Consider the following 20,914-nt stretch of genomic DNA (forward strand, 5'->3'; position numbering starts at 1 on the left):
TGTGCTTCCTCGCTGGACCGGTCAGGTCAGATGGTCGGCGGCCGCATCGATCAGGCGCCGCAGGGTGGCTGTGGGTACCTCGTCCGACGCCGCCCACCGGAAGATCAACTCGTCGTCGATCAGCACGCAGTCGAGCTCGAACACGTTGCGCCGCACGGCCGTCGGGTCGCGCTGCTCGGGCAGGTCGAGGTCCACGTCGAGGACCGCGCCGCCGGCGGACAGCCCACGGTCGAGCCGTCCGAGGTAGTTGAAGCGCAGCAGTGGGGCCGGCAGTTTGCGCAGCTCCGCACAGCCGGGGAGGTCGGGGCGTCCGTAGGCCAGGGCCAGGTAGCCGAGTCCCGTACCCGGAACGCTGTCGAGGGCCTCGCGCACCGCACCGGCCGCGCCGGCCGCATCGGCCGCCTCCGGAAGGCCCACCGCGATCGGGTGGAAGCTGGTGAACCAGCCCAGCGCGCCCGCACCGGGAGCACCGGCCGGACGGCCGTGCCGTTCGACGTCGACACCGAGCGCCGCCAGCCTCGGGAAGACGTCCCGGAAGGCCCGCGACACCGCCGACAGCAGCAGCCGGTCGGCGAGCTCGGGGCTGCGGGCGATGGCCCGGGCGAACGCCGCCACACCGGGCCCGGTGACCCGACGGTCGATCCGCTGGGCGTCGCCCTCACAACCCGGTTGCAGGCCGTCCAGCGAACCCCCGGCGACCCGGGCGGTGGCGATCCAGAACGGCAGTTCACCGTCGTACGCCCCACCGGCGATCTCCGCGGTGTGGTGCGCCGCCCAGTCCCGCCACGACGCCGGGGCGCCCAGCCGGTGCCCGCCGAGCACGGCGGCCAGCTCGTCGAGCACCACCCGCAACGACACCGCGTCGAAGACCGTGTGGTGGCAGATCAGCACGAACCGGGCCCGGGTCGGGTCGTCGGCCTCGAACCAGACCAGTCGGACCGGCGGCCCGTCGGTCAGCGACAGGCTGCGCTGCCATTCGGCGATCAGCTCGCCGGTCTCCCCGTCGTCCAGGTCGGCGACGAACTCCATGGCCACCGGCACGCCGCCGGCGCCCGGGGTCATCGTCCAGCCGGCGCCGGCCGGTTCCGGGCCGTCGGCGAACCGGGCGGTCAGGATCGGGTGGCGTTCCAGGACCTCGATCAGGGCGCGGCGGACCGCGGACGGGTCGGCGGCGGTCACCGTCGCACCGACCGACAGGTTCCAGTGGTCGCGGGCGACCGGCTGGGTGTCGGCGAACCAGCGCTGGATCGGGGTGAGTGGCAGGGGGTCGCCGCCGCGGCGGGCATCCTCGGGGGCGGGGGCGCCCGCCGCGGCGGCGACGGCCGGGGCCGCGGGGGCGCGGCCGGCCAGCAGGGTGGCCAGAGCGGCCGGGGTACGGGCCTCGTAGACGTCCAGCGGTGTCACGGTCAGGCCCACCTCGCCGAGCCGGCCGCAGATCATCACCGCGGTGATCGAGTCGCCACCGGCCGCGAACAGGTCGGTGCCCGCGTCCACGGCCGGATCACGCAGCACCTCACGCCAGGTCAGCAGGATGCGGTCGCGTACCGGATCGGGGGTCTCGGCCGCGGTCGGCGCGGCCGGTTCCCGGGTCTCCGTCTCGGCCAGCGCCCGCCGGTCGACCTTGCCGTTGGTGTTGCGGGGCAGGCCGTCGACGGCGCTGATCCGGGCCGGCACGAGAGCCGCCGGAAGCACACCGGAGACCGCCGCGCGCACGTCGGCGACGGTCTGCTCCGGGCTGAGCACCAGGAACGCGGCCAGAACGGTCCGGCTCCCGGCGGCGCTCTGGCCGACGACCGCGGCCTCGAGCACGCCCGGTACGTCCAGCAGGGCGCGTTCGACCTCGGCCGGTTCCACCCGGATCCCGGAGACCTTCACCTGGTCGTCACGGCGGCCACGGAACAGCAGCTCCCCATCGGGCCGGAGTTCGGCCAGGTCACCGGTCCGGTAGGCGCGCCCGGTCCCGGACGGGTCGGGCAGGAAACGTTCGGCGGTCAGGCGCGGCGCGGCGGCGTACCCGCGGGCCAGGCCGGGCCCGGACAGCCAGATCTCGCCGGTCTCCCCGGGCCCGCACGGGCGCAGGTCGTCGTGGCGGACGGTGACCGTCAGGCCGGGCCGGCCCACACCGATCGGGATGTCGGCGCCGTCCTCGGCCGGGTCGATCCGGCGGACCGTGGCCCACACCGAACCCTCGGCCGGACCGTACTCGTTCCACATCGGAGCGTCGCACAGCGCGGCGTGTTCGGCGGCCAGACCGGCCGGCACCGCCTCCCCGGCGACCGTGACGACCCGCAGGTGGTCGAGGTCGCCCGGACCGGCGAGGCTGAGCACACTCCGCCACACCCGGGGCAGCGCCAGGATGTGGCTGACCCGCTCGGCGCGGATCAGTTCGAGAAGCCGGCGCGGATCGGTACGGGCGTCGTCATCCGGCACCACCAGGGCGCCGCCGTCGGCGAGTGTCCAGAACAGGCCCGCCACCGAACTGTCGAACGCCGCCGGCGAGTGCCAGAGGAAACCACCGACCCGGCCCGGGTAGACGTCACGCCGGGCCAGCGTGGACGCCACCGCGGCGGTGTGCTCGACCGCGACCGCCTTCGGGGTGCCGGTCGACCCGGAGGTGAGGATCAGGTAGGCGAGCGCCGACTCCCGGGGTACGACGTCCGCCGCCGGGCCGAGCCGGTCCACGTCGACGACCGGGACGCCGTGCTCCCGCAGACGCGTCGCGGCCGACCCGGCCGACAGCACCACCGACACGCCGATCCGCTCGGCCGCGCCGGAGATCCGCTGCACCGGCCAGTCCGCGCCGAACGGCAGGTACGGGTGCCCGGCCCGCAGCACCCCGACGATCGCCGGGACGAGTGTCAGCGGATCGTCCAGGCAGACCCCGACCGGGGTGTCCGGCCCGAGCGACAGGCGGTCCAGCCCGGTGGCGACCCGGGCCGCCGCGTCGTGCAGCTCCCGGTAGGTCAGGCGCCGCCCGGCGTGACTGACCGCCGTCGCGTCCGAGGGCCCGGCGATCAGATCGGTCAGCTTCATAGCCCATCCCCTTCGTGCGGCGCGCCGGCGACCGTGCGGATCACCCGGCTGAGGTGCGCGAGCAGGTCTTCCGCCTCGGCCGCGGTCAGCAGGCCGTCGTCGTGGTTGACGCTCAGCTCCAGGTCGGCGTCGGCCACGGCGGTGATCGTGATCCCGTAGTTGGTGCGCTCGAATCCGTGCAGCGGCCGCAGTTCCAGCCCGGCCACACCACCCTCGGGAGCGGACACCATGGTCCGGCTGGTCCCGAAGTCGAGCAGGTGGTCGAAGAGCACGTCGCGCGGTCCCAGGCCGGCCCACCGGCGGACCTCGACGAGCGACGCGCCCTGCCGTTCCTGGAGCGCGAGCAGGTCGGCCGCCACGTCGCCGGCCGACTCCGAACGGACCCGCAACGGCAGCGTGTTGATCAGCATCCCGCTGGCCGACTCGATGCCGGGGATCCGGGCGTCCCGGCCGGACATCACCGTCCCGAACGTGACGTCGTCCTGGCCCAGCCGCTCCCGCAGGGTGGTCGCCCAGGCGAGGTGCAGCAGGGCGGCCGGCACCAGACGGCGGTCCCGGGCGTGCCGCCGGATCCCGGCCCAGTCGGCGGCGGCCAGCCGGACCGTGGTCTCCCGGTGTGTGCCGGAGCGTTGCCGCCGGCCGTCGATCAGACGGGTCGGCCGGGCGCCGGCCAGATGACGCGCCCAGAACTCGTCCGGTTCACGGCCCGGTTCCCGGGCCACCAGTTCGGCGGCGGCCGGGCGGGGCGCCAGACGCGGCGGCTTTCCGGCCCGGGCCTGGGCGTACGCCGTGAGCACGTCTCCCACCAGCAGGTTCATCGACCAGCCGTCGAAGACCAGGTGGTGGTGTGTGACCACGGTGAGGTGCCGGCCGTCGGCGATCCGGGCCAGGGCGACCCGCAGCAGCGGGCCGGTCTCCAGGTCGAACCGGGTGGCCCGCTCCTCGGCCGCCAGTTCCTCGGCCAGGCCCTCGCTCGTGCCGGTACGGGTGGTCCAGTCGGCGTACCGCACCGGCAGGTCCACGTTCGGGGCGATCCGCTGAGCCGGCACCAGCTGGCGCCGCCACGCGAACGACGTACGCGCCGGTGGGGTGGCCTGTGCGGCGGCCCGCCACGCGGCCGCGAACGCGTCCCGGTCGAGCGGCCCGGTCAGTTCGACGACCAACTGGCCCACGTAGGCGTCGGCCACCGAGGACTGCACGGCGTGGAACAGGATGCCCTCCTGCGCCGGCGTGAGCGGCAGCTCCCGGGGGTGCGGGGTGAGCAGGGCACGCAGGGCGGTCTCCAGCTCGTGCCCGACCGCCGCCACGTCCGCGGAGCCGTCGAGTTCCACGGTCACCACGAGCGTGTCGCCGTCGACCCAGCCGTCGATCACCACCGGGCAGGGCCGGCGCAGGTCGGCGCCACGGGCCGGGCCGGCCCGCACGACCGAACCGGGGGCGATCAGGGTGGTCTGCTCGGCGGTGGTGCGGCCACGGAAGTTCGCCGACACGTCCGGCGCCGACGGCAGCCGCAGCGCGTCCCGTACCGTCCGGTCCGGATGCAGGTAGCGGAGGATTCCGTAACCGCTGCCGTCACCCGGCACCGCGTCCACCGCCGCGCGGACCGCGGCCAGGTTCTTCTCCGGTTCGCCGGCCAGCTCGACCGGCACCGGGTACAGCGCGGTCAGCCAGCCGACCACGTCGTATCCGGCCGGACCCGCGGCGGCATCGCGGCCGGGGCTCTCCATCTCGACGACGCAGCGGCTCCGGCCGGTCCAGCGCTGCCAGGCGGTCAAGGCGGCCGCCAGCACGACATCGGCGAGACGCCCGTCCGGCGGTTCCGGTCCGTCCAGCCGCACCTGCACCGTGCTGGTACGGGCATCGCCCTCCAGCCCACCCTCGGGCGCCTCCTCATCCGGCTCGCCGCCGGGCAGGGCCGCGACGATCCGCTCCCAGTGGTCGCGTTCGGCGTCGAAGGCGCCGGACGCGACGGCGGTGTGCAGGTCGCGGACCCAGTCGGCGACCGCCGGGGCGGGTGCGACGGCCGGGGCGCCCCAGCCGCTGCGGACCAGGTGGTAGGAGGCGTCCAGTTCGCCGGTCAGCAGCCGCCAGCTGACCACGTCGACGACCGCGTGGTGGGCGACGATCAGCAGCCGCCGGTCACCGTCCGGGCCGAGCAGCAGGGTGGCGCGCAGGTGGCGACCGGCGGCGGGGTCGAGCCAGGCGGTCACCTCGTCGCGGATCCGGGCCACCGCCGGCTCGTCCAGGACGGGCACCGTCTCGACCGCCCAGCAGTCGTGGGCGGCCGCCGTGGGCAGGGTCTGCCATTGCCCGGCGACCCGGCGGATCGGGGTGCGCAGCGCGGGGTACCGGTGCGGCAGCGCCTCGACCGTCTTGCGCAGCGCGTCCACGTCGACGTCGGCGGCCAGTTCGATCAGCACGTACTGGGCCCAGGGTCCGGGCACCTCGCCGAGCCGGTCGATCAGCCAGTGCAGAGCCGGGGTCAGCCCGTTCGAGACGACGGCCCGGGTCGGGGCCGGGTCCGCCGCGGCGCCCGCCGGAGCGGACCGGTCGGCGCGGATCCGCCGGGCCAGGGCGCGCACCGTACCGGCCTCGAAGATGTCCCGGGGCCGGATGGTGACACCGAGCTGCGGCGCCTGGCAGGCCAGGGCGAGGCTGGTCATCGAGTCACCACCGGCGGTGATGAAGTCGTCGTCCGGGCCGACCGGCACGTTCAGCGCGGCCCGCCACTGGGCGAGGAGCGCCACCTCGAGTTCGTCCGCCGCGTCGGAGGCACCCGCACCGCCCGGGACACCGTCGGCTTCCGAGACACCCGCTTCGCCGGAGACCTCCGTGGTGCTGAAGGGCTCAGCGATGCCGGAGCCGGAAGCGACGACCGGGGTGGCCGCCGCGAGGGCCTGACAGGCGGCGTGGTCGATCTTGCCGGCCGGGGTGAGCGGCAGCGCCTCGACGTGCAGAACCCGGTGCGGGACAGCGGCCGGCGGCAGGACCGCCCGCAGCGCGGCGAGCAGGTCACCGGAGCCGTCTACTCCGCGCGGCTCCCCGTTCCCGGCGGCGGGAGCCGCGGCCGTGGGAACGGTGAGCAGGGTGATCCGGCGCTCGCCGGTGGTGTCGCGGACGGTGACCGCCACACAGTCGGTGACGGCCGGGTGCTGGACCGCCGCGGCCTCGATCGCGCCGAGCTCGACCCGGAAACCGCGGATCTTCACCTGCCGGTCGACCCGCCCGAGGAACTCCACCGAACCGTCGGCGAGCCGTCGCGCCTGGTCACCGGTTCGGTAGAGGCGCGCGCCGGGTTCGAACGGGCTCGGCACGAACGCGGCCGCGGTACGCCGCGGGTCGTCCAGGTAGCCCTGGGCCAGGATGCCGCCGAGGTAGATCTCCCCGGACTCGGCGGGCCGCAGGTCGGGCCCGAGCACGTGCAGTGACCGGCCGGCGGGCGGCGTGCCGAGCGGCACCGAGGCCGGTCCGCCGGCGAGCACCGCGGCCCCGACCTCGCACAGGCTGGCGGTGATCACCGTCTCGGTCGGGCCGTAGGCGTTGACCAGCCGGACGTTCCGGAGTGGACCGTCCAGCCAGCGGCGGGCCGCGTCGGCCGGCATCACGTCGCTGCCGACGATGAGGGTGTGCAGGTCACGCGGTGGCGCCGGGTCGGTGGCACCGGCGAGGAGGCGCCAGTAGCCGGCCGGCACGTTGGCCACGGTGACCCGCTCCTCGTCGAGGAAGCGCAGGAACTCGGCGGGCACGTCCGGCACGCCCGGCGGATGCAGGACCAGCGTCGCGCCGTGCACGAGTGGCGCGAGCACCTGCTCGACGTGCACGTCCGCGGTCGGCTGGGCGAACAGCAGGGTCCGGTCCGCGGTGGTGATCCCGATCCGGGCACCGAACGACAGCAGGTGTGCCGCGAGCGCCTCGTGGGTCACGGTGACGCCCTTCGGTGCGCCCGTCGAACCCGAGGTGTGCAGCACGTACGCCACCGCGCCGGGCCGGACCGGCGACGTCCGCGGCTCCGGGAGGTCGCCCGCAGCGTCGACGTCGCTTTCGGTCACGACCCGGGTCACACCGGCGTGCCGGATCAGCTCCTCCCGGCGGGCCACGGGCAGCGCCGGGTCCAGCGGCAGATAGGTGCCGGCCCGCATCGCGGCGACCAGCGCCACGACGAATCCGGTCGACCGTTCGATGTGCACCCCGGTCACGCCGCCGAGCGTCCGGGCCAGGCGCTCGGCGCCGGTCACCAGCTCGGCGTAGCTGAGGTCGCGACCGGCGGATCGGACGGCCACCGCGTCCGGCCGGGCCGCGGCCTGGGCGGACAGCAGGTCCCAGACGAGCGCGGTCACCTGTCCACCGTCCGGGCCTCGACCGGCTCGGCCAGTGACGCGGCCGGCGTTCCGGAAGCCGGCACGGGCCCGGCCGCCGGAGCCGACGCGGCGTCCGCCTCGGCTGCCGGTTCGGCGGGCGGGCCGGGCTGCTTCTTCGGCAGGACCGCGTCCCGGTACGCCGGACCGCGTACCAGAAGCACCAGCCCGACCACGAGGATCCCGCTGCCGGAGAGCAGGAAGATCCCGTTGATGCCGAGGGACGGCGCCAGGATCGGTGCGATGGCCGGCCCGATCACGACCGGCACGGTGATCGCCGCGCCGGTCATCGCGCCGACCCGGCCCATCAGGTGGGCCGGGGTGAGGCGCTGGACCAGTGTTCCGTACGCGATCGTCGCGGCGGCCGAGCCGACGCCGATGAGGGCGGCGACCACGAGCCAGATGCCGACGATCGAGCCGAGATCGGCGTAGCCGGCGAAGCCCATGGCCCCGACCAGAGTGCCGATGGTGAGGGCGGAGGCGGCCATCACCAGCAGCAGGTTGAAACGGTCGCCGATCCGGGACAGCAGCAGCGCGCCGAGGCCGCCGCCGACGCCCATGCAGACCATCGCCGAGCCGGTGAAGCCGGGACCCGCGCCCATCTCCCGGTACCAGACCGGGACCATGATCTCGAACATCGTGGAGAACAGGTAGGCGAGCGCGACCGCGGCCACGGTCAGGCGCAGCGGCGGGTTGCCGCGCACCACCGACCAGGCGGCGCTGATCCGCTTACGCCACGGCTCGGGCCGGTCGTCGCCGGTGTCGTCCGGCTCGATCGTGCCGATCACCCAGACCAGCAGGCCGGCCACGAGGAACAGCGCCGAGCAGATGAGCAGCGTGACCCGGGCGTTCCAGAGCCCGATCATGACGGCGGCGATGCCGGGGCCGGCCAGTCCGGTGAGCATCCGCTCGGTGATGCTGCGCAGCGAGTTGGTGCGCAGCAGCATGTCGTCGCTGACCCGGTAGCGGATGAACCGCTGTTCGGCCGCGTTGAACACTCCGCCGCAGAAGGTGGCGAGGGCGCTGAGCACGCAGAGCAGCGGGAAGTTCGTGGTGAGGGTGATCCCGGCGATGGCCAGCGCCCGCACCACATTGGCGCCGAACATCACGGTGCGCGGCTGGAAGCGGTCGGCGACCAGGCCGATCGCCGGTGCGCCGAGGACCATGGGCGCCGCGCCGGCCAGGGCGAGCAGGCCGACGTCGGCCGGGCCGCGGTGCCACTGGAACACGACGATCGTGATGATCGCGAGGTAGTCGAGGCCGTCACCGAAGTTGGCCACCACCTGGGCGGTGTACAGCCGGCGAAACGCCGGCAGGCGTAGGGGCTGGAACATCAGTGGCCGTCCGCCGCCAACTGGTCGCGGAGGCTGCGCGGGCGCAGATCCGTCCACAGTTCCTCGATGCGGGTCAGGCAGTCGTCCTTGGCGCCGGTCACGCCGATCTCCCGCCAGCCGCCGGGCACGGTGATCGCGGTCGGCCAGATCGAGTACTGCTCCTCCTCGTTGATGACTACGGTGAACGTCGCGGTGGGGTCGTCGAACATCTCTTCTCCTGATGGTTGATTAGGCTTCGACAGCCGACAGACGGCCGGCGATCCGGGTGAAACGGCGGCTCACGGAGCCGGCGGACGCTTCGGAATAGATCGCGGAGTCGTAACCGACCATGCCGACGAGCCGCTGGGGCGCCTCGGTCAGGTGCAGGCTGAAGTCGCTCCACATGCCGACCGTGGGCAGCGCCGGCACCGACTCCAGCAGCAGGCCGCCGACCTGGGCGCGGACCTCCGCGACGCCGGTGAACAGCGGGCCGAGGTTCTCGGCGTCGCTCGGCACGTAGTTGAAGGTGGCGTCGAACATCGCCGGCCGGCCGTCGATCGCGCCGAGGTCGGGCCGGCTGCCGGCGAGCAGCTCGTTCGGGTAGCTCTGGTGCCGGAACGACTCCTGGAGCTGGCGGCGCAGGCCGTCCACCACGTCCGGCAGGCTCTTGCCGGCGGTGCCGCCGACGACGACCGGGATGGTGTTGGTGAAGCAGCCGACGGTGGACGCGAACGCCGGCCGCCGCAGGGTCCGGGACAGGCCCAGGACCAGCGGTTCGTCGTCGCCGGGACGCAGCACCGAGGCCCACATGCCGAGCAGGACCAGGTACGCCGGCACCCGCAGCCGCCACGCGACGGCGTTGAGTGCCTGTTTGGTACCGGCGTCGAAGTCGAACGGCAGGGTCCGCTGTGCGGTGGCGCGCCCGTTGCGGTCCCGGTCCGGGGTCACCGGGCGGCTGGGCCGGGCCGTCGGGAGCAGCGCGTTCCAGTACGCGAGCGCGGCCTCGGCGCCCGGCCCGGCCAGCATGGTGTGCTGTGCCTCGGCGAATTCGCCGTACCCGGCGGTGACCGGGGCCAGCACGGCCGGGTCGAGGCCGTTGCTGTAGAGCTCGAAAAGTTCGGAGGCGCACTGGACCATCGAGTTCCAGTCGGTGACGGCGTGGTGCATGGCGAACAGCACCACGTGGCCCTCGGCGCCCCGATCCCAGACGACCATCCGGCAGGGTGAGCCGGCGGCCAGGTCGAACGGCGTCTCGTGGGCGGCCCGGACGTCGTCCAGCACGGCGTCGGCGGACCATCCGGCGGCGTCGACGAGCCGGGTCTCCGGGGTGCTCTCCGGGCGTACCGTGGCGACCAGCCCGGCGCCCTCGATCCGGTAGGTGGTCCGCATCGCCTCGTGCCGGGCGGCCAGCAGATTCAGGGCGGCGAAGAGGCGTTCCGGGTCGAGCCCGGCCGGGATGCGCACCGCGGAGCCGAGGTTGCACGCCTGCGCGCCGGCGGCCTGCTGGAGGAACCACACCCCACGTTCGGCGTAGGTGACCGGTCGCGACGTCATCACTCGGCCCGCCAGGCGGCGGCCTCGGCGCCCTGGCCGAGGACGCGGCGGGCACGTTCGGTGGCGGCGGCGCCGCGCTGTTCGCGGATCAGGTCGGCGTGGGCGGCGACCGTCGGGGCGTCGTAGAAGACGTCGACGGCGAGTTCCACGTCGAGCAGTTCGGCGACCCGCCCGACGATCCGGAGCATGGCGAGCGAGTGGCCACCGGCGTCGAAGAAGTCGGTGTGCACGCCGACCGGTTTGCCGGCGATGACCTGCTGCCACACCCCGATCAGCACGGCCTCGACCGGGTCGGTGGCGTCGCCGGTCCCCTCCGGTCCGGCCGGTGCGGCGAGGTCCCGCAGGGCGGCCGCGTCGACCTTGCCGCCGGCGGTCAGCGGCAGCGCCGGCACGACCACGATCTGGTCCGGCAGCGCGGCGCGGGGCAGGTGGCCGGCGAGCGCGGAGCGGATCGCGCCGGGAACCGGCTCCCGGCCGTCGGCGGGCACCACGGCGGCGAGCAGGCGCATGTCGGCCGCACCGTCCTGGACGGCGACGACCGCGGTGGTGGCGACGTCGTCGAGACGGCGTAGCGCCTCCTCGATCTCGCCGAGTTCCAGCCGTACCCCGGAGCGTTTGATCTGCCGGTCGGCGCGTCCCTCGAAGAGCAGCCGGTCGCCGTGGCGGCGGACCAGGTCACCGGTCCGGAACATCCGGCCGCCGGGAACCGGGGTGAACGGGTCGGGGACGAACCGGGCGGCGGTGCGGGCGCCGTCGCCGTGGTAACCGAGGGCGAGCTGTGGGCCGCCCAGGTGGAGTTCGCCGGTCTCGCCGTCACCGGCCGGGGCGCCGTCCGGCCGGAGCACGTGGGCCAGGGCGCCGGCGATCGGCGATCCGAGGTGGATCTCGTCGTCGTCGCCGATCCGGGCGGCCGTCGCGTTCGCGGTCGCCTCGGTCGGACCGTACAGGTTCCAGATCTCCAGGCCGGGGAACGCGGCGCGGGTCCGGTTGAGCAGTTCGGCGCTGATCGGCTCGCCGCCGAGCAGCAGGCGGCGCAGCTCGGCCGGACGACGGCCGGTCGCGGTGAGCTCGTCGAGCACCGCGCTCCAGAAGGTCGGCACGCAGTTCAGCGCGCTCGGCCCGGCGCTGTCGAGCAGCTCGCCGACGCGCCGCGGGTCGCCCGCCGTCGTGTCGTCGACCAGCCACACCGTGGCGCCGGTGATCAGCGGTCCGAGCAGCTGTTTGAGGGAGGCGTCGAAGGCGGGCGACGTGATCGCCGGCAGCGCCACGTCCGGTTCGAGGAGGGTGGTGGCGCACCAGTCGAGGTAGCGCAGCAGGTTGCCGTGCGCGACCGGGACGCCCTTCGGCCGTCCGGTGGAACCGGAGGTGTAGATCAGGTAGGCGATGTCGGCGGCGCCGACGGCGGGCGGCCGGTCACCGTCGGCGTCCGGGTCCGGGCCGTGGGCGGCGACGATCTCGACCTCGTCCGGTACGCCGTGCGAGTCACGCCCGACGATGACGCCGATGCCCGCGTCGGCGGTGATCATGGCGAGCCGGGCCGGCGGCTCCTCGGTGGACACCGGCACGACGACGGCACCGGCCTGTCCGATCCCGATCATCCCGGCGAGCAGGTCGGCGCCGCGCGGCAGTCGCAGGCCGACCCGGTCGCCCCGGCGGACCCCGGCGGCGCGAAGCCGTACCGCGACGGCTTGGGCCCGGTCCAGCAGCTCCCGGTAACCGATCCGCTCGTCGCCGGACCGGGCGGCGACGGCGTCCGGATGCCGGCGGGCGTGCCCGGCGATCCGGTCCAGGTAGGTGGTGTCGTTCACGCCGCCACCTCGACGTCGATCTCGTTCCAGGTCATCGCGTGCGACATCGCGACGAGCACCCGCCGGCTGCCGGTGAAGGACTCCCGGCCGTGCGACATCAGCAGGTTGTCGACGATCAGCACGTCGTGGGCCTGCCACCGCTCGGCGGCCCGGATCGGCTGTTCGGCCTCGCGGATCAGGTCGACGGTCTCGGCCGGGATCGGTGTGCCGTCACCGAACTGGACCTGCTTCGGGAACATCTCCGGGGCGAGCACCCGGCCGAGACCCTCGCGCAGGTCCCGCGGCAGGGAGGCCGGGTGGAACGCGACGACCTGGTTGAACCAGCACTCCTCGCCGGTGTCCGGGTGGCGGACCAGCGCGGGCCGCACGGTGCTGGTCTGCACCACCCCGCCGGGCAGCCAGTCGATCGTGGTGTCCCGGCTCGCGCACCACGCCTCGGCCTCGGCCCGGTCCTCGGTGCCGAACGCCTGCTGCCACTTGAGGCCGATCCGTGGGTGGTAGGTCCGCACGTACCGGACGCCCGACTTACGCAGCCGGTCGACCAGGTCCTCGGGCAGCACGGCGACCAGCGCCCGGGTGTCGACGAGCGGGGTGGCGCCCCCGGTCGCGGCGGCGACGGCGCAGCCGAAGTAGAGGTAGCGCGGCCAGTCCGCCCCGTAGCAGGCTTCGTTGTGCTGCTCGATGACCTCGGCCGGCGGGTAGTCGGTGGAGGTGTAGACCCGGCCGCCGACCTCGGTCCGCGGGGTCGCGGCGTCGTGGTATTGGAGGGGCTCGCCGCCCATCGCCCGGACCATCGCGTCGAGCCGTTCCGCGCTGCCCGGCGCGAACCCGCGGAAGAGCACCGCGCCCACGTCACGCAGCCGGGCCGTGAGGTCGTCGCGGTTGGCCGCGATGACCTCGGCGAGGTCGGCCGACGGGCGGGCCGACAGCTGCTCGGGTCGCTGGATCAGGGGATAGCGCAGATGCGCGGGCAGAACCATGGGGTCACCTTTCGCGGGCACGCGGGCATGGTGGGGTGCGCCGGCCGGTGATGGCGCCGGTCGGGTGGAGGGCTTGCGCGGGTCAGATCACGTCGGCGGGCGCGCTGCGGTGCCCGGCGTCGCGTACCCGCCGGTGGTCGAGGGGCCGCACGGCCTCCTCGGGGCGCAGCACGACGGCGGCCTCGGCGAGATCCGCCAGGGGGCGGAATCCCATGAGGTCGGTGCAGGTCAGTCCGCCCAGCCCGGCGTCGGCCAGCTCGGCCAGGACCCGGGTCACGTCGGCGGTCCGGCCGCCCTGGAGCAGGTAGGGCTCGGACGCGGTCCAGGTGATGTCCGGCCGGATGCGGCCCAGCGCCGCCTCGACCGCCAGCTCCCGCACGGTGTCGAAGGGCCGGCGGTCGGGTTCGCGGCCGTCGGAGCGGGTGGCCGGCGCGGCCGGGTCGCCCGCCCGGGTCACTACGAACATGTCCGGCACGACACCGCCGGGCAGCGCGGTGAGAGCGCCGGCGAGGTGGCAGCGGAGCCCGAAGGCGGTCAGTCCGGGTCGGGCCGCCACATGCAGGGTGAGCGAGCCGTCCCGCTCCACCTCGACCTCGGCCGCGGTGACCGCCGGGTGGCGGGTCGCCGCGTCGACGAGGGCGTCGAGGTGGATCCAGGAGCCGTCCCGGCGCACCCAGTCGGTGCCCCGTTTGAGGATCGGCGTGTCCGCCGCGTCGAGCAGTTCGCCGACCGTGTGGCCCGGGTGTGCGGCGGCGACCTCGAGGAACCTGTGCACGGCCGAGATCAGGCCGGTCGCCGTCTCCGGCTCGACCAGGGCGGCGTCGAACCGCACGGCCGACCGGACCTCGGGTCCGGCGACCGAGACCACGAACTCGAACGGGTCGCCGAGGTCGTGCTCGATGGCGGTCACCGACCAGCCGGCCGACGACACGGAGCCGTCACCGGCCGGCGCGCCGCCGGAGGTGAAGTTGAAGGACGGCATCACCGAGACGTTGCGCCCTGACCGGAATTGTTCACGCACCCGACCGTCGGTGAAGTCGTCGAAATCGTAGCGGCCGAAGCGGTAGGTATCGAGAAGTGCTTTCTGAGCGCGCTGCATGAACGTGCGGACGGGCTCGTCGAGACCATTTTCGATCACCACCGGAATGGTCTGGTACAGACATCCGACACTGTCCGCCTGATCTGGGCTGAAACGGTTCGAGGAATACACGTTCACGGCCGTCCGGGTGTTGTCCAGGAATCGTCCGAGAACTGCCGCGTACGCACCCAGGAACACCGCCGAGACCGGCACTTCCCACTGCCGGGCCAGCCGCTCGCAGGCGGCCGCGCCGGGGCTGCTGAGCAGGCCCTCGGTCGGTAGCGGGCCGGGCACCGGACCGGCCGCGACGGGCAGGGTGGTGGTCGGCATCGACGCGGCGACGGCGGCCCAGCGGCGCAGTGACGCGCCGCTCTGCCGGCGGCCGGACGGAGCCGCCTGCAGGGCCGCGTCGGCCAGCGGCCCGGTCAGCCGCGGCATCGGTGCCGGCGCACCCCGGAGCACGGCGGCCAGGTGCCTGCCGTATGACCGTTCCAGTACCTGACGTGCGGTTCCGTCGATGCTGATGTGGTGGATGATCAGCGCCAGCCAGCGGGGCCGCACGCCGCTCACGACGAGCACGGCGCGGATCGGCGGCGTGACGTCGAGGTCGAGGTCCCGCTGCAGGACCCGCCCGACGAACGCCTCGGCGGCCGCCTGCTCGTCCGGTGCGCCGGCCACGTCGCAGCGCACCACGGGCACCGCGAACTCCGGCACGACGACCTGGACCGGCACTCGCCCGGCAGCCACCGGGTAGTAGGTCCGCAGGCCCTTGTACTCGTCGGCCAACCGGTACAACGCCTTCACGGAATCGTCGATCCCGGCATTCTCCGGAATCGGCCAATAGGTGAGGACATTGTTGCGCCAGCGCCGACCGGCCGGCGTCGAACGGTAGAGATGCCAATGCATTTTCTGCGCCCACGTGAGTGGCGCCGTCTCGATCTGCAAGCTCATGACGAGTTCCCCCCGAGAACCGTAGTCGTCCGGAACCGTAACAGCCGCCGAGACGGTGCACAGCCCTGGCAAACCGGTATGGCGAGTAGACGCCATCATCAATGCGTGACTGTGTACGGTGTCGTTCACGAACCGGCTCTGAGCGGGGAGAACGGACACGGCTCCGAGCGGATGGGTCCGCTCGGAGCCGTGTGTGGACGACCGCTATCCGGTCCGTCTGATCCGGACCCGGAGCTCCTCCGGGCCGTCCGTGGTGCGCGCCTCGATCGACGATCCGGGTTGCTCCGGGCCGACGGCGTGGATGTCACCGTCGACGGTGATCGCGCAGGTGCGCCAGTTGTACCGGTACTCCACCCGGTGCACGCCGGGCGGTAGTACCTGGACCTCGTACGGGACGTCCGGCGCGATCGGGTGCCATTCGCCGCGGCGTACGGTGATCTCGCCGGACGGGAAGCTGGCCTCGATCAGCTCCTGCACCCGCTGGCGGGTACCGAGCCCGGTCTCGTCGGCGATCTGGTCCTTGGTGGTCGAACGGGCCATCTCGGCGAGGGCCCGGCCACGCCTGCGCCGGATCAGATCGGCGAGCGCGTCGAAAGTGGCCTGTTCCCTGGTGAGCAACATGTACCGCAGAGCCGGGTCGGGTTCGTCGAGGACCTCCGCGCAGTACAGCTGGAGGAGGGTTTCGATCTCGTCGTTTCCCGAAGTCGCCACGACACGGTGACCCTAGGCACCCGCCGTGTGACGCGCAACCCCGGCTAGTTGTCGTCGCCGAACGCGGTCACCGCCGCCCAGTACACGGCGGCCACGCTGAGGCAGCTGGAGCGGCCCGGGCCGGAGGTCGGGTAAGCGAAATTGCAGTTGTTGCCGAGGTGCTGGTAGAGCGTGTTGTCACAGTTCAGCTTGTTGTCGCCGGGCGCCTCGTAGCACATGTCGTGCCGGGCGCAGGGGCCGCGGAAGTCGGCCGAGAGGTAGGAGTCGGGCGAGCTGGTGCAGTAGTCGTGCAGGCTGCCGAGCGACGGATTGTAGACATAACCGGCCGGCACGGTGATCTTGGTGACCGCGGCGGCGGCCACCCCGGCGCGCGGGGCCGAGACCGGGTTGAAGCTGGGCAGCAGCACCGTCAGCGGGTAGGCGATCGTGTCGTCGGCCGGGACGGACTGGACCAGATCGGTGCCGTCGATCCGGTACGAGCCGGTCACCACCCGGCCTTCGGCGTCGACGGCGTAGGGCGCGTCGTATCCGCCGACCACCTTCCCGGCCGCGTTCCGGACGACCACCTCACCGGAGAACGACGCGACCGGGTCCGACGAACGGGCCGGGCTGAGGCTTCCGCCGGGCGGGACGGCGGCCGCGATCCGGTACGAGTCCGGTGCGTCCGGTCCCTTGACCACGACCGGGGGCAGCCCGTCGGCCGGGACCTCACTGACCACCACGACCCTGCCGTCGCCCGGCGCGGCCTGGGCCGACGTCCCGAGCGGGCTCATCACCAGCACCGCGGCCGCCGCGCCGGCCAGGAGCAGCCTGAATTTCGTTTTCATGCAGCATTCCCCGCTTCTCGAGGTAGTGAGAAATTAGAGGCGAAACGGTTATGTCGAATTCGCCATGACTCGATTACGAGCCCTCAGAAATAGTCGTCCGCGAATGTCAGCGGCAACTGCAACGGAAGCTAACATGAGCCGTCGGCGCCGTCGACCCCGGTTCGCTCGACCAGGGCGCGAACAATGTGGAATCGGACCTTCCGGTTATCCTGGAGCAGGGCCTTGACCAGGCATTACCACAGGCCCGACGACCTGTGGGGCTACCCGCGAGTAGGCGGCGACAACTCGCCAGGCGGCTGTTCCGGAACCTGCGAATCAGCATCGCAAAGCATGATCATGAATTGTTCGACGCTTTCCCAGGGCCACTCGCGAAGGATTCCGTAAGCCCGGCCCGATGGTCGTTGCGAAGCCAATCAGCCGCAGGGTACGGTGACCCGCAGTCCACTCTGGAGCGCGGACTGCACCTTTGCGTGCCCGCGGCTCCCCACGGTGGGTCAACGGGATGTTCTACACGGGGACAACGCGAATCGAACGGACGTGACCGTCCGCGCCCGGCCATTGCTGCGCCCGAGCGGCGTGAGCGATCCGTGCCGCGGTGCGGGCGGCCGTCACTTCGCGCTCCCCAGAGAGGGGGACGCCGGCACCCAGCCGAACGATCTCGAGCTTCTCCGACGCCCGGCGCGGAGGCACACCACGCGCCGCGGCGTGGATTGTCAGTCACCAGCACTGTCCAGCCGACATCGCACCGCTGTACGGAACTGCGAATCATCCACGTGAGGAGATGACTGAACGTGAAGCGCAAGGACGCCTACGAACGTCCGGCCCTGGCGAAGGCCGGGACGTTCCGGAAGCACACCGCCGGATCGATCAACCCGTTCTGCAGCAGGGAGAACTGGTGGTCGGTCAAGCCGTACGCCGGAGGCTGCGTCGGCTGACGACGTAGCACCGCGGCCGGGTCGCGGGCTCCACATCGGCGCCGGGCACCGCAGGCCGGGCGCCGGGCTCGCGGCCCGACCGCACCCACGGCTCATCCACCTTCGAAAGGAACAGGCATGAACAAGAAGTCCCGGTACGAGCGTCCGGCCCTGGTTCGGGCGGGCCGGTTCGGCACGATGACCGCCGGCACCATCCGCGGCTGCGCGAAGGAGCTCATCTTCGCCCGTCCGCCGTACCTCTGCAGCTGAATCCGTCAGTAACCCGCGGATGCGGGGTGGTGATCGCCGGTCGCCGGCGGTCACCGCCCCACCGCGACGAGAGGGTGCCACTTCGATGGTTGACGTCATGTTCGACGCGGGGCTGTCCTGGTTCGTCGTCCTGCCCGACAGCGATCCGGCCGACGCCCGCGCGGAGGCCGTCCGGCAGCGTGTTCCCGGACTCGACCGGGTCACCCACGCGTCCGGGCGGACATGGCTGCTCGGACGCTGGGCACCGGCCGAGACGGTGGTCGCCCGGTTCGGCGACCGGAGTCTCGCCGTGCTCGGCGAACACCGGCTGACCACCCGCGACCTGTCCGGTCTCGGCAGCACCGCCCGGGACGCCGCCGCGCTGTGCGACTCGGTGCGCGGCGAACCCGGCAGTTTCCACGTGCTCGCCGCCACTGCGGACGGGATCGCCGCGCACGGCACCCTGTCCGGATACCGGCGGCTCTTCTTCGGCCAGGCCGGGTCGGTGCCGGTCGCCGGCGACCGGGCCGACGTGGTGGCCGAGCTGACCGGCGCCGACGTCGACGAGGAACGCCTCGCCGTACGGATGCTGCTCCCGGTCGCACCGTGGCCGCTGTTCTGGCAGCCGGTGTGGCGGGGCGTCGAAGCGGTCCGGCCGGACGAGCGCCTGCTGCTGACCGTCGGCGGCGCACCACGCACGGCCCGCCGCTGGCAGCCGCCGCCGATGGACCGCAGCCTGGCCGGAGCCGGCGCCCTCCTGCGCGACGCCCTGACCGCCGCGGTCCACACCCGGACCGCCGCCGGCGGGGTGGTCGCCAGCGACCTCAGCGGACTCGACTCGACGGCGCTCTGCTGCCTGGCCGCCCGCTCCGAGGCCGCGGTCGTCGCCCTGACCTGCGTGACCGACGACCCGCTCGACAACGACCTGCCCTGGGCGGTTCGCACGGCGGAGGCGCTCGGCACCGTCGTCCACGACGTGATCCCGCCCGAGGAGTTCCCGTCGCCGTACGGCGGACTCGACGCGGCCGCCGACCGGTTCGACGAACCGACCACCGCGGTGATCTACCGGGGCACCTTCCTGGCCCTGTCCCGGCGCGCCCTCGGGCACGGCGCCCGGCTGCGGTTCAGCGGTTTCGGCGGCGACGAGCTGCTGATCGCCGACCCCGCCCTGCAACTGACGATGCTCCGCACCCATCCGCGGACCGCGATCCGGCACCTGCGGCACCTGCGCCGGGCCCTGCGCTGGACCCGGCGTGAGGTGCTGGCCGCCGCCACCGACCGGCGCGCTTACCGGGCGTGGATGTCGTCGCTCGCCGCCGGGCTCGGCACGTCGGCGCCGACGGTCCACCGGCCGGTCCTCGGCTGGGGCCCGCCCGCGCACGTCGCGCCGTGGGTGTCCGGCGACGCCGTGGCCGTGCTCCGCCGCATCCTGCGGGAACAGGGCGAACACGTCAGCGGGCTGGCCGGCGACGGCGGCGAGCACGGCCGGTTGGCGGCGCTGTACCTCGGTGCGGCGATGAACCGGCACCTGGCCCAGATGACCCGCGGCGCCGGACTGCCGCTGGCCGTGCCGTTCTTCGACGACCACGTCGTCGAGGCGTGCCTGGCCGCGCGGCTGCCCGACGTCACCGGGCCCCGGCACTACAAGCCTCTGCTCGGCGAGGCGATGCGCGGCATCGTCCCGGCTGCGTCGCTGGCCCGGCGGGACAAGGCCGAGACCACGATCGTGGCCAACCGGAGCGCCGTCGACCACCGCGAGCAGCTGCTGACGCTGGCCGACGACTCACGGCTGGCCCAGCGGGGCCTGATCGACCCGGCGACGGTACGCACCATCCTGCGCTCCCCCACCGAGCGGACCTGGTTCGACTTCGACCAGACGATCGCCTGCGAGACGTGGTTACGGGGCGTCGAGACCACCGCACCCATGAGGGGAGTTCGATGATGTGGCAGCTCCGGCCCGGAGTCTCGTGGACGGCCACCGAGTACGGCGGGGTGCTCCTCGACGCGACGAGCGGCGACTACTGGACCCTCAACCACACCGGCGCCGCGGTGATCGCGTCGATAGTCACCGACGGCGGGACCGACGGGGTGGCCGCGCGGCTGGCCGCGGACTTCGACGCCGACCACGACGACATCGCCGGTGACGTGTCGTCGCTCGTCGGCGAACTGGAGGCGGCCCGTCTGGTGGTCCGGCGATGACCGCGCCGGAGCCGGGCCCGGGCCGCCGGATCGTGGTCCGCACGGTGATCGTGGCGGCCCGTGTGCTGTCCGGCCGATCCCCGCAGCGCATCCACCGGGTGCTGACCCGCCTGAGCCGTGGCGCCCGGCCGGCCACCTACCGGGAGGCGGCCCTCGCCCGCAGCGAGGTGTCGCTCGTCGACGCGTACTGCGGCGGCCCGTTCGGCTGCCTGCCCCGGTCGATCGCCACGGCGATGCTGTGCCGGCTGCGCGGTGGCTGGCCGACCTGGCACACCGGTCCGCGAGCCCATCCACCGTTCAGCGCGCACGCCTGGGTCGAGGTCGACGGGGTCGCGGTGGACGAGCCGTTCCCCGACGGCTTCCACATCCCGATGCTGACCGTCGCCGCGCCGCGCGCCTGATCGTGACCGCCCCGATCGTGATCGCGCTGTACACCGCCTGGGCCTGCCGCTGCCTGCTCGCCGTGGTGTTCGCCGTCTCGGTACTGAGCAAGGTGCGCAGCGCCACCGCGTTCGCCGAGTTCCGTACCGCCGCCTCGGTCCTGTCGGGGTCGACCGGACGCCGGGCGGCGGCCGCGGCGATCGCGGTCGTCGGCGCCGAGATCGCCGTCGTCGTCGGCCCGGCGCCGTGGGTCTTCGCCGTCGCCCTCGTGCTGCTCGTCGCCTTCACCGTCGCGCTGCACCGCAACGGCCGGTCCGCGGCGCCGGTGGCCTGCCGGTGTTTCGGGTCGGCCGAGGCCGCCACCGGGAACCTGCCACTGCTGCGCAACGCCGTGCTCCTGTCGGCCGCGGCCGCCGGGCTGGGGTGCTCGCTCGCCGCCCCGAGCCGGCCACCGGTCGCCGACGCGCTGGTCCTGGCCGCCGGCGCGGTCGTGGTGGCGACCGGGCTGGTCCGGCTGGAGCACGTGGTCGGCCGCCTCACCGCACGAATCTAGGGAGACCG

16 protein-coding genes are annotated in these 20,914 nt (G+C 73.6%); 6 read left to right on the forward strand and 10 right to left on the reverse strand.

Features of this window, described 5'->3' with window-relative positions; genetic code table 11:
• Positions 1-21: 21 nt before the first annotated feature.
• The 10 genes from Q0Z83_RS31895 to Q0Z83_RS31940 form a co-directional block, all read right to left on the reverse strand.
• A complete protein-coding gene (locus Q0Z83_RS31895; protein ID WP_317786940.1) occupies positions 22-3,033 on the reverse strand; it encodes an amino acid adenylation domain-containing protein in 3,012 nt (1,003 codons plus the stop codon).
• Positions 3,030-7,370 (reverse strand): condensation domain-containing protein, encoded by a 4,341-nt coding sequence (locus tag Q0Z83_RS31900; protein ID WP_317786941.1) that lies wholly within the window; start codon positions 7,368-7,370, stop codon positions 3,030-3,032. The genes Q0Z83_RS31895 and Q0Z83_RS31900 overlap by 4 nt, the downstream gene beginning before the upstream one ends.
• Positions 7,367-8,722, reverse strand: a complete 1,356-nt coding sequence (locus tag Q0Z83_RS31905; protein WP_317786942.1) for an MFS transporter — start codon at positions 8,720-8,722, stop codon at positions 7,367-7,369. The genes Q0Z83_RS31900 and Q0Z83_RS31905 overlap by 4 nt, the downstream gene beginning before the upstream one ends.
• Positions 8,722-8,931: an MbtH family protein gene (locus tag Q0Z83_RS31910; RefSeq protein WP_317786943.1), complete on the reverse strand. Its 210-nt coding sequence runs from the start codon at positions 8,929-8,931 to the stop codon at positions 8,722-8,724. Before Q0Z83_RS31910 ends, Q0Z83_RS31905 begins: the two co-directional genes overlap by 1 nt.
• A 19-nt stretch (positions 8,932-8,950) precedes the next feature.
• Entirely contained in the window at positions 8,951-10,255 is a 1,305-nt protein-coding gene (locus Q0Z83_RS31915) for a condensation domain-containing protein (RefSeq protein ID WP_317786944.1), read from the reverse strand.
• Entirely contained in the window at positions 10,255-12,063 is a 1,809-nt protein-coding gene (locus tag Q0Z83_RS31920; RefSeq protein WP_317786945.1) for a non-ribosomal peptide synthetase, read from the reverse strand. The genes Q0Z83_RS31915 and Q0Z83_RS31920 overlap by 1 nt, the downstream gene beginning before the upstream one ends.
• Positions 12,060-13,043 carry a TauD/TfdA family dioxygenase gene (locus Q0Z83_RS31925; RefSeq protein ID WP_317786946.1) on the reverse strand — a complete coding sequence of 328 codons (984 nt, stop codon included), beginning with the start codon at positions 13,041-13,043 and terminating at the stop codon, positions 12,060-12,062. The genes Q0Z83_RS31920 and Q0Z83_RS31925 overlap by 4 nt, the downstream gene beginning before the upstream one ends.
• A gap of 82 nt (positions 13,044-13,125) precedes the next feature.
• The gene (locus tag Q0Z83_RS31930) at positions 13,126-15,072 is read right to left on the reverse strand and encodes a condensation domain-containing protein (RefSeq protein WP_317786947.1); all 1,947 of its coding nucleotides are present in this window, start codon (positions 15,070-15,072) and stop codon (positions 13,126-13,128) included.
• A gap of 204 nt (positions 15,073-15,276) precedes the next feature.
• Entirely contained in the window at positions 15,277-15,783 is a 507-nt protein-coding gene (locus Q0Z83_RS31935) for a hypothetical protein (protein WP_317786948.1), read from the reverse strand.
• Positions 15,784-15,827: 44 nt separating this feature from the next.
• On the reverse strand, positions 15,828-16,610 hold the full coding sequence (locus Q0Z83_RS31940) for a phospholipase A2 (protein ID WP_317786949.1): 783 nt from the start codon (positions 16,608-16,610) through the stop codon (positions 15,828-15,830).
• Positions 16,611-17,401: 791 nt separating this feature from the next.
• On the opposite strand from Q0Z83_RS31940, the gene Q0Z83_RS31945 reads away from it, so the two are divergent.
• The 6 genes from Q0Z83_RS31945 (at position 17,402) to Q0Z83_RS31970 (ending at position 20,906) form a co-directional block, all read left to right on the forward strand.
• Positions 17,402-17,545 carry a keywimysin-related RiPP gene (locus Q0Z83_RS31945; protein WP_317786950.1) on the forward strand — a complete coding sequence of 48 codons (144 nt, stop codon included), beginning with the start codon at positions 17,402-17,404 and terminating at the stop codon, positions 17,543-17,545.
• Between the two features lie 117 nt (positions 17,546-17,662).
• A complete protein-coding gene (locus tag Q0Z83_RS31950; protein ID WP_317786951.1) occupies positions 17,663-17,794 on the forward strand; it encodes a keywimysin-related RiPP in 132 nt (43 codons plus the stop codon).
• 85 nt (positions 17,795-17,879) lie between these two features.
• Complete coding sequence (locus Q0Z83_RS31955; protein ID WP_317786952.1) at positions 17,880-19,715, forward strand: asparagine synthase-related protein; 1,836 nt, start codon at positions 17,880-17,882, stop codon at positions 19,713-19,715.
• Positions 19,712-19,972: a lasso peptide biosynthesis PqqD family chaperone gene (locus tag Q0Z83_RS31960; RefSeq protein WP_317786953.1), complete on the forward strand. Its 261-nt coding sequence runs from the start codon at positions 19,712-19,714 to the stop codon at positions 19,970-19,972. The genes Q0Z83_RS31955 and Q0Z83_RS31960 overlap by 4 nt, the downstream gene beginning before the upstream one ends.
• Positions 19,969-20,373: a lasso peptide biosynthesis B2 protein gene (locus Q0Z83_RS31965; protein ID WP_317786954.1), complete on the forward strand. Its 405-nt coding sequence runs from the start codon at positions 19,969-19,971 to the stop codon at positions 20,371-20,373. Before Q0Z83_RS31960 ends, Q0Z83_RS31965 begins: the two co-directional genes overlap by 4 nt.
• A 2-nt stretch (positions 20,374-20,375) precedes the next feature.
• On the forward strand, positions 20,376-20,906 hold the full coding sequence (locus Q0Z83_RS31970; protein WP_317786955.1) for a MauE/DoxX family redox-associated membrane protein: 531 nt from the start codon (positions 20,376-20,378) through the stop codon (positions 20,904-20,906).
• Positions 20,907-20,914: the final 8 nt, after the last annotated feature.

It is taken from the genome of Actinoplanes sichuanensis, assembly GCF_033097365.1.
Lineage (GTDB): Bacteria > Actinomycetota > Actinomycetes > Mycobacteriales > Micromonosporaceae > Actinoplanes > Actinoplanes sichuanensis.